The sequence below is a fragment of the Streptomyces griseoruber genome (assembly GCF_001514205.1).
GTDB classification, from domain to species: Bacteria; Actinomycetota; Actinomycetes; order Streptomycetales; family Streptomycetaceae; genus Streptomyces; species Streptomyces griseoruber.
Window position 1 is genome coordinate 774,599 of record NZ_KQ948763.1, and the last position, 14,040, is coordinate 788,638.

Here is a 14,040-nt window from a genome sequence, read left to right on the forward strand (position 1 = left end):
CTCCGCTGATGAGGGGGGCTTCGTCGAGCCGCCGTCACCCCTGCCCGTCGGGGCGGTGTGCCGGTCGGCCGTGCCGCGCCGGTCCGATCGGTGGCCGTAGGGCGTAGGACACCAGGGGGGTACATGACTCGACAGTGCGGTCTCCGGGGGCGTGCGCCGTCCGCCGGACAGCGGCCCTGCCCGGCGGGGAACGGGCCGTGCCGGTGAACATCCCCGAACGCATAGGTCCCTACCGGCCGATCCGGCACCTCGGAACCGGTGGCATGGGGTCGGTGTACTACGCGACCGACCCCGACGGCGGCACCCCCCTCGCCGTCAAGGTCCTGCACCAGAACTTCGCCGCCGACCCCGCGCACCGGGCCCGCTTCCGCCGTGAGACCACCATGCTCGGCAAGGTCACGGGTCCCTATCTCGTCCCCCTGGTCGACGCCGACGCCGAAGCCGCGCTTCCCTGGCTGGCGACTGCCTATGTCCACGGCAACACCCTCCACCAGCATGTCCGTGATACCGGCCCGATGCGCGCGGACAACCTGCTGACGTTCGCGGCGGCCGTCGCGCACGCGCTGGCCTGCATCCATGACGCCGGGGTCGCCCACCGCGACCTGAAGCCGACGAACGTGCTCCTCGCGGCCGACGGACCACGCGTCGTCGATTTCGGCATCGCCCACCACCTGGACGCCACCGCGATCACCGCGACCTCGATGACCACCGGGACCCCGGGCTGGATGGCCCCCGAGCAGCTCACCGAAGGCACCACCCTTCCCGCGGGCGACATCTTCGCGTGGGGGATGCTCGTCGCCTACGCCGCGGCCGCCTCCCACCCCTTCGGTGCCCCCACGGGGATCACGCACCGTATCGTCAGCGCCGAGCCCTCGCTCGTGGGCGTGCCCGACGCCCTGCTGCCCCTGGTCCGGGATGCCCTGCACAAGGAGCCCGGGAAGCGACCGGTGGCGGCGGAGATCGCCGGACGGACCGCGGCGATCTACGGGCCGACCGGTACCGCTGTCTTTCCGACCGTGTCCTACACGCGGTCCGTCGATCGCGGTCCCGGGCGGAGCGATACCGACGCCGACGCCGGTGTCGACGCCGAGGTCACGGTGGCTCTGGACCGCGGGCGATGGGACGTTCCCCTGCCCGCCGGACATCCGGCCGGCGAGGAAGCCATCGGCAAGGAAGCGGCCGACGAGGAAGCCGTCGACGGACGGCCCGTCGGTGCGGAACCCGCCGGCCCGTCGGTGCCCCCGCGGGAGCCCTCCCGCCCGGTGACGTCCGGTGCGACGACGCCACCGGGAGGCGCGCCCGCGGACGGACGGGTTCCCCCGGCTCCGCCCACTCCACCCACTCCGCCCTCGCCCCCCGATTCCGTACCGCCTCCCGTCCCGGCGCCCGCACCCGCCCGCCGTCGTAGGCGGAGCCGGGCCGTCGCCTACACGCTGGCGGCCGCCGCGGTCCTGGGCGCGGCCGCCGGGGCCGTGGCGGCGGTCACGGGGGGTGGTGACGACGAGACCGGAGCCACCGGTCCGGACACCGTCGCCAGTACGGCGGCCGAGCCGCAGCGGACGGCGCCCAGCCCGGCCCCGACCACGGCGACCCCCGCGGCGGACGAGTCGCCGGGTGCGGAAGGGGCCGTGGCAGAACAGGAACAGGAGCCCGAACCGGTGGCCGTGTTCGGTGGCCTGCGCGTCACCGTTGCCGCCGACTCGGGACTGGTGTTCCAGTCGGGCGACGAGAACACCGACGCCGGATACGACGGGGACACCTCCGAGGAACCGACCGTCGCGACCAGCGTCGACTTCTCGGCGCAGAGCGACCCCGACACCGGCGTCCGGATCCAGTACGCCCCGAGCCTGACGCTCGACGAGATCCGGGAGGGGCAGTCGGGTTCCGGTTCCATGTGGACGATCGAGAGCGAGGACGGTTCCACGTCCACGGACGAGTCGGTGATCTCCGTGAGGGCGCGCCCGCTGACCGACATCGGTGGCCGGAAGGCCATGAGCTGGACCATGGGCACCGATGTGCTCCCGGACTACGACGGCTCGCGCAAGAGTCGTCACCGCGTGTGGTGGCTGCCGTACAGCAAGTACCTCCTTTACACCTACGGGAAGCCGGACGAGACCACCGACGCGGCAGTGGACGCGCTGATCGAAGGGATCGGCTTCGAGGCGACGAAGATGCCGCGCGACTGCGCGGACGCCGTCGTGGCGCTCGACAAGGCGGCCGCGAGCGGTGAGCAGGCGGACGACCACGGTTCCCTCGCCAACTGCCAGGACGCCGCGGTGCACGGCGCCGGGCAACTGGACCCGGGGACCGTGGACACCGGGACCGAGGCCGCCTGTGTCGCCCTGGCCGTGTCGTACAGCGGGTACGGAGCCGATTTCACCTACGACGAGGCCAAGGCGTACAAGGAACTGCGCCCGGGGTGCGACGTCCCCGGGGCGGTGAGTGATCCGCGCCTGCCGGACTGGGGGCTGTGACGCCGGCGGGTGAACGGGCGAGGAGCGCCCGCCGTCACCCTGGGCTCGCCGGTCAGCAGTCCCGCAGCTCCGCCGACTGGTTCAGCACCTGTGCCCGTGTCGAGGTGAACCGGGTGTACGTCTGTCCGTCCCGGGCCTCCGGACGGAACGCGGCCACCCGGTGGCAGTTCTGGAAGGCGAGGGCCACGCCGAAGTGGCGCTCCAGGCTGCCGCGGATCGCGTCGCTGGCGAGGGCGCGCAGCAGCTGGCCGCGCTCCTGCTCGGACGGCGGCGGGGTCTGGTTGTCGGTGAACTCGGCGATGCCGGCGTGCAGTCGGACGGAGAGGGACTCCACGAGGTCGTAGGCGTACGGCAGCGAGGTGCGGACGGTGTCGACGAAGTCCGCCTCGCGGATGTCACCGGCTTCGGCCTCGGCGAGGAGCTTCGGGGAGACGTCGAGAGACATGGGTGTCCTGTTTCTGTAGGGGGGAGGGGAAGGGAAAGGGGGAAACGCCGGGGTGGTCAGGTGAGCGACGCGGGGCCCGGGACGAACTCCGGGTCCACCTGGGTCGCCAGGTCCTGGCCCGTCGCCGTGTCCGCCCAGGCGCGGGCGTTGCGCAGGTGGAACTCGACGGCGTGCCGGTGGAGGGTCGGCCAGTCCTTGGGGCGGGCGTCGACCGTCTCGCGCAGGACGGTGAGCGCGTGGCGGTTGGCCGACTCCAACTCGCCCTGCGGTGTGCCGCGTTCGGCGGAGCGGACCCAGGGGGAGAGGGCCAGGTGGGTGAGGAGGTCGTCGCCCACCTGCTCCTTGAGGAACAGCAGATCGTCCTCGCCGGTCACCTTGTTGCCGACCACGGCGAGCGGGATGCCGAACTCGGCGGCGTGGTCGCGGTACTGGCGGTAGACGGAGACGCCCCTGCGGGTGGGTTCGGCCACCAGGAACGTCATGTCGAAGCGGGTGAACAGGCCGGAGGCGAAGGCGTCGGCGCCCGCCGTCATGTCGACGACGACGTACTCGCCGGGGCCGTCGACCAGATGTCCGAGGTAGAGCTCGACGGCGCCGAGCTTGGAGTGGTAGCAGGCCACCCCCAGATCGCTCTCGTCGAACGCGCCGGTGACCATCAGCGGGACGCCGCCGACCTGTTGGACGTGGCGGGCGTGCAACGCGTCGTCGCCCAGAAGGTGCAGCAGGCGTGAACCCCGGCCCGGCGGGGTGGTCTTGATCATCGCCTCGCGGGAGGCGATCCGCGGGTTGGTGCCGCGCAGGAGGTCCTTGATCTCGCCGGTGTGCGCGGCCAGGGGCGGAGCGGTGAACGGTCCGGCGCCGGGGTCGAGCGCCTCGGCCAGGTGCTGGTTGATGTCGCCGTCGACGGCCAGTACGGGGGCGCCCGACCGTGCCAGTTCGCGGGCGAACAGCGCCGACAGGGTGGTCTTGCCGCTGCCGCCCTTGCCGACGAACGCGACGCGCATCTACCGGCCCGCCGTTTTGAAAATGAATGTCATGTGGCTAGGTTTAGGGCTCGGTCGTGATCACTGTCAAGTCGGGGAGGGGGGAGGCCGGGGAGGTCGGGAAGGGTGGCGATCATTGGTGGGACGCTTAATGCATATGATGTGCAGGTGCGTTGCTACTGCATAAGGCCCGCGGGCCACGACGACCTCGACGGTGCCCGTGCCGTCATGCTCGACACCGTCTACCGCGACTTCGGCACCGGATACGTCCCCCGCTGGCACGGCGACATCGTCGACCCGGCCGCCGCCTACCTCACCCCGGTCCGCCACACCCTGCTGGTGGCGCTGGACGGCGTCGGCGGCGAGGTCGTGGGCACCGCCGCGCTCGACTCCCGTGGGCCTGCCCATCCGCCGAACCCGCGGCAGGTCGCCGAGCGCTTCCCGTCCGGCGGGACCGCACAGTTGCGCCGGGTGTACGTGCGTCCCGAGCACCGGCGGCGCGGTCTCGCCCGCCGACTCGTCGCGGAACTCCTCGCCTTCGCCGCCGCCGACGGCGGATACCGCTCCGTCTATCTGCACACCGACCCGGCCGTCGAGGGAGCCGAGGGCTTCTGGCGGTCGCTGGGCAAGGTCGTGCACGACGAGCGGGAGGACCCCGACGGCGGCCAGCGGATCATCCACTTCGAGGTCCCCCTGCCCTCCCTCACCCCCTAGGTCGTCCCCCCATGCACCCGCCTCGCCCTCCCCGCCGCCCGCGCCTCCTCACCGCGTTCCTCCTCGCCCCGCTGCTCACCGGCTGCTTCGCCGCCACCGGCGACGCCGGAGCGGCAGCCGGCGGCAAGGACGCAGCGCGGCTGCGCGTCGCCCTCGCCTTCCCGCCCGCCGAGAACCTCTCCCCGTACGGCGCCGACGCCACGATCCTCAGCCGCCTCGGCGTCACCGAGGGCCTGACCGCCCTCGACGCCAACGGCGCCGCCGTGCCCGCGCTCGCCTCGTCCTGGCGCCGCGAGGACGACCGGACCTGGCGGTTCACCCTGCGCGAGGCCGTCTTCCAGGACGGCACGGAGGTCACCCCCGCCGCCGTGGTCACCGCCCTCACCCGCGCCGGCCGCGCCGCGCCCGCCCCGGCCGCCCTGTCCGGCGTCACCCTCACGGCCCGGGCGCAGGGCGCGACGGGTGTACGGATCACCACGACCGACCCCGACCCCGTCCTGCCGCTGCGGCTGACCAGCCCGTCCCTCGCCGTCCTCGCCCCGAAGGCGTACGGGGGGAAGGGCGCCGTCGACCCGGTCGGCACCGCCACCGGCCCCTTCACCCTCACCGCGGTCACCGGCACCACCTCCGCCGCCCTCGACCGCTTCGACGACTACTGGGGCGGCCGCGCCCAGGCCTCCGGCATCGACGCCCGCTTCATCGCCGACGGCACCGCCCGCGCCAACGCCCTGCGCACCGGGCAGATCGACCTCGCCGAGGCGATACCCGTCTCCCAGGCCGCCGCGCTGGACGCCGGCAGCCGCCGCGAGACCGCCACCACCCGCACCACGAGCCTGCTCCTCAACACGGAGTCGGGCACCTTCAAGGACGCCGCACTGCGGGCCGCCGCCCGCGCCGCCGTCGACACCGGCGCGCTCGCCGAGGGCGTCTACGAGGGCCACGCCGACCCCGGCGCCGGCATCTACGGCCCCGCCGTCACCTGGGCCGGGGGCAAGCGGCTCACGCCGACCGGACGCGCGAAGGCGAAGAAGCCCGACGGCGCCCCGGTCACCCTCGCCACCTACGACAACCGGCCCGAACTCCCGGAAGCCGCCCAGGTGTTGAAGCAGCAGCTGGAGAAGGCGGGATTCACGGTGCAACTGGAGGTACGGGAGTACTCGCGGCTGGAGAGCGACGCGCTGGCCGGGAAGTTCGACGCGTTCGTCGGCGCCCGCAACAGCCTCCTCGACACCGGCGACCCCGTCTCGCTGCTCGCCAGTGACTTCACCTGCGACGGCGGCTACAACCTCGCGCTGCTGTGCGACAAGGACGTCGACCGGGCCGTCGAGCGGGCACGGACGGTCGCCGACACCAGCGAGCGGCAGGACGCCGCCCTGGCCGCCGAGGCCGTGATCCTCGCGACCGACGCCGTCGTCCCCCTGGTCCACCAGCGTGTCGTCACCGGGGTCGCGGACACCGTCGGCGGGGTGCTCCTCGACCCGTACGAACGCACCCTGGTCGGCACCGGCACCCGGCGCTGAACCGCATGGGAAGCAGAGGGGGAGCGCTGCTGTGGCGCGCCGCACCGGCCGCGGCGCTGGTGTGCGGGATCGGGCTGCTGCCCTGGCTCTCGCACACCGACCCCGCGCTCACCGTCCTCAAGGCCCGCTCCGCCGACCGCGACCCCGACCCCGAGGCCCTGGCCGCCGTTCGCACCCGACTCGGCCTGGAGGAAGGCCCGTCGGTGCTTCTCGGGCGGTGGCTCGGCGGGCTGTGGCACGGGGACGCCGGACGGTCCTGGATCTCCGGCACCGAGGTCGCCCCCGCCGTCGGGCAGGCGCTGGGCGCGTCCCTGCTGCTGATGGCGGTGTCCCTCGTCGTCGCCTGCTGCACGGCCGCCGCGGTGTGCGCCCGCACGCTCCACCTCGGCGCCCGTCGCCGACTGCACGGGCGGATCCCGGGCGGCTCGCTCTCCGCCGTGCTCGCCGCGCTGCCCGAGTTCCTCACCGCCTCCGTCCTCGCCACCGTCGTCGGCGTACGGCTCGGCTGGCTGCCCGCCCTCGGCTGGTACGGGCCGCAGTGGACCGTCCTGCCCGCCCTCGCCCTCGGCCTGCCCGCCGGAGCCGTCCTCGGCCGACTCCTCGACGATCGGTTGCCCGCCGCCTTCGCCGAACCCTGGGCGTCCGCCGCCACCGCACGCGGCCTGCCCGGCCGGAACATCGCCCGCCAGGCGCTCCGGCGCTGTGTACCCGGACTGCTGCCCAACCTCGGGCTGTTCGCCGTGGGACTGACCGGAGGCGCGGTCGCCGTGGAACAGATCTTCGACATCCCCGGCCTGGGCCGGACCACCCTCCAGGCCGCACTCGCCCAGGACCTCCCCGTCCTCCAGGCCGCCGCCCTCGCGCTCGTCGCGCTCGCCGCCGTCACGACGGCCGCTGCCCGCCTCGCCGTGGGGCGGCTCGTCGGCACCGCCTTGCGTGACGGAGCGTTGCATACACTCCACCGGCCATTGCACACACTTCACGGTCGGCCGTCTACCGTCCGCAGGATCCTGCCCCTTGCATACGGCATCCTGCTGCTCGGCGTCATCGCCGCGGGCTTCCCCCGGGACCCCCTGGCCCTCGACACCACCACCCGCCTCCGACCCCCCTCCACCACCCACCCCTTCGGCACCGACGCCCTCGGCCGGGACATGCTCGCCCGCGTCGCCCACGGCGCCCTCGACACCCTGCTCCTCGCCCTCGCCGTCAGCGCGCTCGCCCTGGTCGCCGGGGTACTGCTCGGGCTGCTGCCCCGGCTGTCCGGGCCGCTCGTGGACACCGTCAACGCCGTACCGCCCGTGCTCGCCGCCCTGCTGGTCACCGCGCTCTGGCGCGGCGGGGGTGCGACGCCCGTGGTCGCGGTGGCCGTCGTGGCGTGGGTGCCGCTCGCCGCGCACACCTCCGCGCTGCTGCGGCAGGAGCGGGCCACCCTGCATCTGGCCGCGACCCGTGCTCTCGGTGCCGGGCGCTGGTACCTGCTGCGGAGGGGGATCCTGCCCGCCGTGCTGCCGCCGGTGGTCCGGCACGGCCTGCTGCGGCTGCCCGGGGTCGCTCTCGCGCTGGCTTCGCTCGGCTTTCTCGGGCTGGGCGCCCAACCGCCGTCGCCCGAGTGGGGGTTGCTGCTCGCCGAGAACCAGCCCTACGCCGAACGCGCTCCCTGGGCCGTGCTCGCCCCCGCCGCCGTCCTCGCCCTGCTGGGCGCCCTCGCGGTCACCGCGACGGGGCGAGCGGGTGCGCGAGTTGGCGGGGCACGGTGAACCTCCTTCGGCTCCCCGCGCTCCTCCGGCTGCTCGTCCTCACCCAACTCGCCTTCAACATCGGCTTCTTCGCGGTGCTGCCGTTCCTGTCCGGGCATCTGGGCGGGGCCGTCGGCATGGCGGGATGGCTCGTGGGGTTCGTGCTGGGCCTGCGGACCTTCAGCCAGCAGGGGCTGTTCGTGGTCGGCGGTGCCCTGGCCGACCGGTACGGGGTGCGGCCCGTCGTCCTGGCCGGCTGTGCGCTGCGGATCGCCGGGTTCGTCTGGCTCGGGTACGCCGAGCGGGCCTGGACGGTGACCGGCGCGGTGCTGCTCGTCGGGTTCGCCGCGGCCCTCTTCTCCCCGGCGGTCGAGTCGGAGGTGGCCCGGCAGGCCGTCGCGCACGAGGAGGCGGGCGGCGGTCCGCGGACCCGGGTGCTGGCCCTGTTCACGGTCGCCGGACAGGCCGGGGCGTTCGTCGGACCGCTGCTCGGCGCGCTGCTGCTGTCGGTCGACTTCCGGACCGTGTGCCTCGCCGGCGCCGGGGTCTTCGTCCTCGTGCTGCTCGCCCACGCCCGGCTGCTGCCGCGGCGCCTTCCCGGCCGGGAGCGGGTCCAAGTCCGTGGAGGGATGGGACCGTTGCTGCGCAACCGCCGCTTCCTCGCCCTGTGCTGTGCCTACGGCGCCTACCTCCTCGCCTACAACCAGCTGTACCTCGCCCTGCCCGCCGAGGTGGAGCGCGCGGCGGGTTCGCAGGCGCCGCTGGCCTGGCTGTTCGCGCTGTCGTCGCTGCTGGTGGTGACCGCCCAACTGCCCCTCACCCGGTGGGCGGGTGAGCGGATCGGCGCACACCGTTGCACGGCGGCCGGGCTGGCGCTGATCGCCGCCGGGTTCGCGGTGGTGGCAGCGGCGCTGCCCGCCGGGCGGACCGGGACGGCGGGGCTGCTGCCCGCCGCGGGGTTCGTCGTGCTGCTCACCCTCGGCCAGATGCTCATCGCGCCCGCCGTCCGCGCCTGGGTCCCCGACCTCGCGGAGAGAGGCCGACTCGGCCTCTACACCGGGGCGTTGTCCTCGGTCTCCGGTCTGATCGTGCTGCTCGGCAGCGCGGCCACCGGCACCCTCCTCGACACCGGGCTCCCGCCGGCCGTGCCCTGGCTGCTGCTCGCCGCGGTACCGGCCGCCGCGATCGCCCTGCTGCCCGGCCGGGGCCGCGCCCACCGTCGTGGCGACGTCGCCGACAGGGCCGTACAACCGGACACGACACGGCCGTAGCCCCAGGCAAGGCCCTTACGGAAGAGGCCGTACGGAAGAGGCCCTACGGAAGAGGCCATACGGAAGGGCCCGGACCGTCCGTGACGGTGCGGGCCCTTTCCCGTGGGGGGGCGACGGTGGGGGGCGTGAACCCCTGGGCGGTCTAGGCGAGTTCCAGCACCCGCTGCTCCGCCGGACGTGCCGTGCGGATCCGGGAGGTGCGGTACAGCCACAGCACGTCGCGGCCGAAGGACCACAGCAGGGTGCCGAGGGCCAGCAGCATGACGGCGACGTTGCCGGCGTGGGGGAGGAGGTCGGCGCCCGCGACCAGCAGGCAGATGCCCTGGAGGGCGGCGACGGTCTTGCGGGCCATGCTCGGCGGGAGCGGGGCGTTGAGCCAGGGCGCGACGCGGGCGGCGGCGACGAAGACGTAGCGCATGGCGCCGACCAGCAGCACCCACGGACCGAGCGCCATGGAGACGTACACGCTCAGGACGAGGATGAGGAACGCGTCGACCTCCATGTCGAAGCGCGCGCCCAGCGCGGTGGAGGTGCCGGTGCGGCGGGCGACCTTGCCGTCGACGCCGTCGAGGATCAGGGCCACGGCGGTGAGGCCGACCAGCAGGGTCACCGGCGGGGTGGACTCGAAGGAGTCGGCGACCAGGGCGGTCACCCCGCCGACGAGGGTGGCGCGGCCCAGGGTGACCCGGTTGGCGGGGCCGAAGGAGCGCAGCCGCGAGCGGTGCAGTGCCCGGGAGAGGACGGCCCAGGTGGCGACGGCGAAGACGAGGCCGGTGACCCAGCCCGCCGGCCCCATGCCGATCGCCGAGCCGAGCAGGGCCAGCAACAGGATCTGAACGCCCGCTCCCACAGCGGTCTCCTGCTGGACCAGCCTTGCGTCGTAAGTGTTGTTCAGGGCCACCGCACATTCCTCCGGCCAGGTGACAGAGATGATCAGTGCCGCGTACTGTGCGCGACCTGTGCACACCTCGGTACGTGCACCAGTCGCAGATCGTTCAGGAGGATGCCGATGAACCGCAGCGGACGCGCGTTCTGGATCGACGCCCCGGGCCGGGGCGGGATACGGGACGTCGCCCTGCCGGAGCCGGCCGAGGGCGAGGTCGTCGTCCGTGCGCTGTATTCCGGGGTCAGCCGCGGCACGGAGACCCTCGTCTTCCGCGGACAGGTGCCCGAGAGCCAGCACGCGGTCATGCGGGCGCCGTTCCAGGAGGGCGACTTCCCGGCGCCCGTGAAGTACGGCTACCTCAACGTCGGCGTGGTGGAGGAGGGGCCCGCGCGGCTCGTCGGGCGGACCGTGTTCTGTCTGTATCCGCATCAGACGCGGTACGTCGTCCCCGCGACGGCCGTCACCGTCGTACCGGACTCCGTGCCCGCGGGGCGGGCCGTGCTGGCCGGCACCGTCGAGACCGCCGTCAACGCGCTGTGGGACGCGAAGCCCCTGGTCGGGGACCGGATCGCGGTGGTCGGCGGCGGCATGGTCGGCTGCTCGGTCGCCGCGCTGCTGGCCAGCTTCCCGGGCGTGCGCGTCCAGTTGGTGGACGCCGACCCGGCGCGCGCGAAGACCGCCGAGGCGCTCGGCGTCGGCTTCGCGCTGCCCGAGGACGCGCTCGGCGGCTGCGACCTGGTCGTGCACGCCAGCGCCACCGAACAGGGCCTGACCCGGTCACTGGAGCTGCTCCGCGCCGAGGGCACCGTCCTCGAACTGAGCTGGTACGGCGACCGCAGGGTGGCGCTGCCGCTCGGCGAGGCCTTCCACTCGCGCCGGCTGGTCATCCGCAGCAGCCAGGTCGGCACCGTCTCCCCGGCCCGCGCCGACCGCAGCTACGCCGACCGGCTCGCGCTCGCCCTCGACCTGCTGGCCGATCCGGCACTCGACGCGCTCGTCACGGGGGAAAGCGCGTTCGAGGAGTTGCCGGAGGTCATGCCGGGGCTGGCCTCGGGCGAGATCCCCGCACTCTGTCACCGTGTCAGGTACGCGTCGGAGTCCGGCAAGAGCGCCTGACCTGAGAAAAGAGTGAGATCGCTCTGAACAAGGGGAAGCCAAGAGCCGTACTACACGGCATCCCCCGGCGGCCAACGGCCGGGGGACCAGACGCGCCGCACCTGGAGGGTCGTCCGTTGTTCAGTGTCACCGTCCGCGATCACATCATGATCGCCCACAGCTTCCGCGGTGAGGTCTTCGGACCCGCGCAGCGCCTGCACGGAGCGACGTTCCTGGTGGACGCCACGTTCCGCCGCGAGCAGCTGGACGACGACAACATCGTCGTCGACATCGGCCTGGCCACCCAGGAGCTCGGTGCCGTGGTCAGCGAGCTGAACTACCGCAACCTGGACAACGAGCCCGACTTCGCCGGGATCAACACCTCCACCGAGTTCCTCGCCAAGGTCGTCGCGGACCGGCTCGCCGAGCGCATCCACAAGGGCGCGCTCGGCGAGGGCGCCCGCGGCATCGCCTCGCTCTCCGTCACCCTGCACGAGTCGCACATCGCCTGGGCGAGCTACGAGCGTGCGCTGTGACCGAGGTGACCCTGGAGAAGGCCCCGCTCGCCTACGTGCCCGCGCAGACCGCGGCACCCAAGACCCCCACGGCCCCGACGGCCCGGAAGGCGGGTGACCTCATCCCCATGTCTCTGCGCTCCGTGCACTTCGTCATGCCGGGCGGGGTCCACGACACCGCCAACCCCAGCGGCGGCAACGCCTACGACCGGCGGGTCTGCCTGGACCTGCCCGGCTTCGGCTGGCAGGTCCACAAGCACCTGGTGAACGGCCTGTGGCCGCGCCCGGAGACCGCCGCCCGTACGGAACTGGCGCGCACCCTGGCCGAGCTCCCCGACGGCGCGGTCGTCCTGCTCGACGGGCTCGTCGCCTGCGGCGTCCCGGAGATCGTGGTGCCGGAGGCGGAGCGGCTGCGGCTCGCGGTCCTCGTCCACCTCCCCCTCGGCGACGAGACCGGCCTCGAACCGCAGGTGGCCGCCGAGCTGGACGCCAAGGAGCGGGCCGTGCTGCGGGCGGTGCCCGCGGTGATCGCCACCAGCGACTGGGCGGTGCGCCGGCTCGTCTCACACCACGGCCTGGCCCCGGAGAAGGTGCACTGCGCCGCCCCCGGCGCCGACATCGCACCCCTCGCCTCGGGCACCGACGGTGTCTCCCGGCTGCTGTGCGTGGCCGCCGTGACCCCGCGCAAGGGGCAGCACCGGCTGGTGGAGGCGCTGGCCGCGGTGACCGACCTGCGGTGGTCCTGCGTGTGCGTGGGCGGCCTCGGCCAGGACCCGGAGTACGTCTCCCATCTGCGCGGCCTCATCCGCCGGTACGGCCTCGAGGACCGGCTGGAGCTGGCCGGCCCGAAGGCGGGCGCCGAACTCGACGCCGCGTACGCCTCCGCCGACCTGATGGTCCTCACCTCCTACGCCGAGACCTACGGCATGGCGGTCACCGAGGCCCTCGCCCGCGGCATCCCGGTCCTCGCGACCGACGTCGGCGGGCTGCCCGAGGCCGTCGGCCGCGCCCCCGACGGCGGGATGCCCGGCATCCTCGTCCCGCCGGAGAACCCCGCCGCCCTCGCCGCGGAACTGCGCGGCTGGTTCGGCGAGGCGGACGTGCGGCGCCGGCTGAAGGCGGCCGCACGCAGCCGCCGGGCGGCCCTGAACGGCTGGGCGTCCACCGCCCAGAGCCTGGCCGGCGTGCTGGGCCGGCTGCCCGGCGAACCGCGGAGGGCGGCATGAGGAAGACGACGGCGACCCCGGCGGACATGGCGGCGCGGCGCGTGGGAGCCATCCCCACCCAGCCGGGCCCGAAGGAGGCCCCCACCATGACGGACATCGTGACCGACACCGTGACCGACACCTTGACCGACGCCGTGACCGACGTCCCGGCCGTGGACCACGACGCCGCGGCCGACCCCGACGCGGTGATAGCGGGCGCGGGCCCCGTCACCCGCCCCGGCGAGCGGCCCACCGTACGGCTGCGGGAGGCCGGTCCCGAGGACCAGCCCCGGTACGCGCCCGAGTGGCTCCAGCTGCGCGAGCCCGCGGACGCGGCGGCGCGGGCCGTGGACCTGCTGGACCCGCTGCGGATCCGGCTCGCGAACCTGCCGAACGGGCGCAGCGGCGGCCTCGCCGTGCACGACCTGGGCTGCGGCACCGGCTCGATGGGCCGCTGGCTCGCGCCCCGCCTGGACGGCGGCCAGCACTGGATCCTGCACGACCGCGACCCCTACCTGCTGCACTTCGCGGCCGTCGCCTCGCCGCGCGCGGCCGCCGACGGCAGCCGGGTCACCGTCGAGACCCGGCGCGGCGATGTCGCCCGGCTCACCCCGGACGCCCTGACCGGCGCCTCCCTCGTCACCGCCTCCGCCCTCCTCGACGTCCTCACCCGCGAGGAGGTCGAGACGCTCGCCGCGGCCTGCGCGGGCGCCGGCTGCCCGGCGCTGCTGACGCTGTCCGTCGCCGGCCGGGTCGAGTTCTCCGCGCCGGACCCGCTGGACGAGGAGCTCGCCGCCGCCTTCAACGACCACCAGCGGCGCGGCGGCCTCCTCGGCCCCGACGCGGTGGGCGTCGCCTGCGAGGCGTTCGCCGACCACGGCGCCACCGTCAAGGTCCACCCGAGCCCCTGGCGGCTCGGCCCCGAGCACGCCGCGCTCACCGCCCAGTGGCTGCGCGGCTGGGTCGGCGCGGCCGTCGAGCAGCGCCCCGACCTCGCCGAACGCGCCGAGGGCTATCTCGCGGCCCGCGTCACGGCCTGCCAGGCGGGCGAGCTCAGGGTCACCGTCCACCACAGCGACCTGCTCGCCCTGGCCCGGCCGACGGGGCGCGTCTGATGAGCGCCGAGACGGTGAGCGCGCGGGCCGAGACGGCCGCGCCCGCGGTGTGGGGCGAGGGCACCCTGGCCGTACGGCGGC

Annotated in this window: 12 protein-coding genes; 9 read left to right on the forward strand and 3 right to left on the reverse strand. The window is 74.3% G+C overall.

Annotation, left to right across the window (positions count from 1 at the left end):
- Positions 1 to 197: 197 nt before the first annotated feature.
- Positions 198 to 2,474, forward strand: coding sequence for a serine/threonine-protein kinase (locus tag AQJ64_RS03265; protein ID WP_059202390.1), 2,277 nt, complete (start codon positions 198 to 200; stop codon positions 2,472 to 2,474).
- A gap of 52 nt (positions 2,475 to 2,526) precedes the next feature.
- Here AQJ64_RS03265 and AQJ64_RS03270 read toward each other — a convergent pair whose 3' ends face one another.
- A complete protein-coding gene (locus AQJ64_RS03270; protein ID WP_055638929.1) occupies positions 2,527 to 2,919 on the reverse strand; it encodes an SCO5389 family protein in 393 nt (130 codons plus the stop codon).
- Positions 2,920 to 2,975: 56 nt separating this feature from the next.
- Positions 2,976 to 3,923, reverse strand: coding sequence for an ATP-binding protein (locus tag AQJ64_RS03275; protein ID WP_055638928.1), 948 nt, complete (start codon positions 3,921 to 3,923; stop codon positions 2,976 to 2,978).
- Positions 3,924 to 4,070: 147 nt separating this feature from the next.
- On the opposite strand from AQJ64_RS03275, the gene AQJ64_RS03280 reads away from it, so the two are divergent.
- From AQJ64_RS03280 to AQJ64_RS03295, 4 genes are read left to right on the forward strand one after another with little or no spacing between them, the layout of a single operon-like run.
- Positions 4,071 to 4,616 (forward strand): GNAT family N-acetyltransferase, encoded by a 546-nt coding sequence (locus AQJ64_RS03280; protein WP_079061464.1) that lies wholly within the window; start codon positions 4,071 to 4,073, stop codon positions 4,614 to 4,616.
- An 11-nt stretch (positions 4,617 to 4,627) separates the two neighbouring features.
- Positions 4,628 to 6,136 carry an ABC transporter substrate-binding protein gene (locus tag AQJ64_RS03285; RefSeq protein ID WP_059202391.1) on the forward strand — a complete coding sequence of 503 codons (1,509 nt, stop codon included), beginning with the start codon at positions 4,628 to 4,630 and terminating at the stop codon, positions 6,134 to 6,136.
- Positions 6,137 to 6,141: 5 nt separating this feature from the next.
- A complete protein-coding gene (locus AQJ64_RS03290; protein ID WP_059202392.1) occupies positions 6,142 to 7,893 on the forward strand; it encodes an ABC transporter permease subunit in 1,752 nt (583 codons plus the stop codon).
- Complete coding sequence (locus AQJ64_RS03295; RefSeq protein ID WP_099053928.1) at positions 7,890 to 9,143, forward strand: MDR family MFS transporter; 1,254 nt, start codon at positions 7,890 to 7,892, stop codon at positions 9,141 to 9,143. Before AQJ64_RS03290 ends, AQJ64_RS03295 begins: the two co-directional genes overlap by 4 nt.
- 142 nt (positions 9,144 to 9,285) lie before the next feature.
- Here AQJ64_RS03295 and AQJ64_RS03300 read toward each other — a convergent pair whose 3' ends face one another.
- Entirely contained in the window at positions 9,286 to 10,044 is a 759-nt protein-coding gene (locus tag AQJ64_RS03300) for a CDP-alcohol phosphatidyltransferase family protein (RefSeq protein WP_055633344.1), read from the reverse strand.
- 108 nt (positions 10,045 to 10,152) lie between these two features.
- On the opposite strand from AQJ64_RS03300, the gene AQJ64_RS03305 reads away from it, so the two are divergent.
- The 4 genes from AQJ64_RS03305 (at position 10,153) to AQJ64_RS03320 (ending at position 13,959) form a co-directional block, all read left to right on the forward strand.
- Positions 10,153 to 11,145, forward strand: a complete 993-nt coding sequence (locus tag AQJ64_RS03305) for a zinc-dependent alcohol dehydrogenase (protein ID WP_055633343.1) — start codon at positions 10,153 to 10,155, stop codon at positions 11,143 to 11,145.
- A 116-nt stretch (positions 11,146 to 11,261) separates the two neighbouring features.
- Entirely contained in the window at positions 11,262 to 11,660 is a 399-nt protein-coding gene (locus AQJ64_RS03310; RefSeq protein ID WP_055633342.1) for a 6-pyruvoyl trahydropterin synthase family protein, read from the forward strand.
- The gene (locus tag AQJ64_RS03315; RefSeq protein WP_055633341.1) at positions 11,657 to 12,865 is read left to right on the forward strand and encodes a glycosyltransferase family 4 protein; all 1,209 of its coding nucleotides are present in this window, start codon (positions 11,657 to 11,659) and stop codon (positions 12,863 to 12,865) included. Before AQJ64_RS03310 ends, AQJ64_RS03315 begins: the two co-directional genes overlap by 4 nt.
- Complete coding sequence (locus tag AQJ64_RS03320) at positions 12,862 to 13,959, forward strand: trans-aconitate methyltransferase (protein WP_167738974.1); 1,098 nt, start codon at positions 12,862 to 12,864, stop codon at positions 13,957 to 13,959. Before AQJ64_RS03315 ends, AQJ64_RS03320 begins: the two co-directional genes overlap by 4 nt.
- The last annotated feature ends 81 nt before the right edge of the window (positions 13,960 to 14,040 follow it).

Bases quoted from the DNA above. Each gene is read 5' to 3' on its own strand.
- AQJ64_RS03270 (WP_055638929.1), bottom strand. From the start codon at position 2,919: ATGTCTCTCGACGTCTCCCCGAAGCTCCTCGCCGAGGCCGAAGCCGGT.
- AQJ64_RS03275 (WP_055638928.1), bottom strand. From the start codon at position 3,923: ATGCGCGTCGCGTTCGTCGGCAAGGGCGGCAGCGGCAAGACCACCCTG.
- AQJ64_RS03285 (WP_059202391.1), top strand. From the start codon at position 4,628: ATGCACCCGCCTCGCCCTCCCCGCCGCCCGCGCCTCCTCACCGCGTTC.
- AQJ64_RS03290 (WP_059202392.1), top strand. From the start codon at position 6,142: ATGGGAAGCAGAGGGGGAGCGCTGCTGTGGCGCGCCGCACCGGCCGCG.
- AQJ64_RS03305 (WP_055633343.1), top strand. From the start codon at position 10,153: ATGAACCGCAGCGGACGCGCGTTCTGGATCGACGCCCCGGGCCGGGGC.
- AQJ64_RS03320 (WP_167738974.1), top strand. From the start codon at position 12,862: ATGAGGAAGACGACGGCGACCCCGGCGGACATGGCGGCGCGGCGCGTG.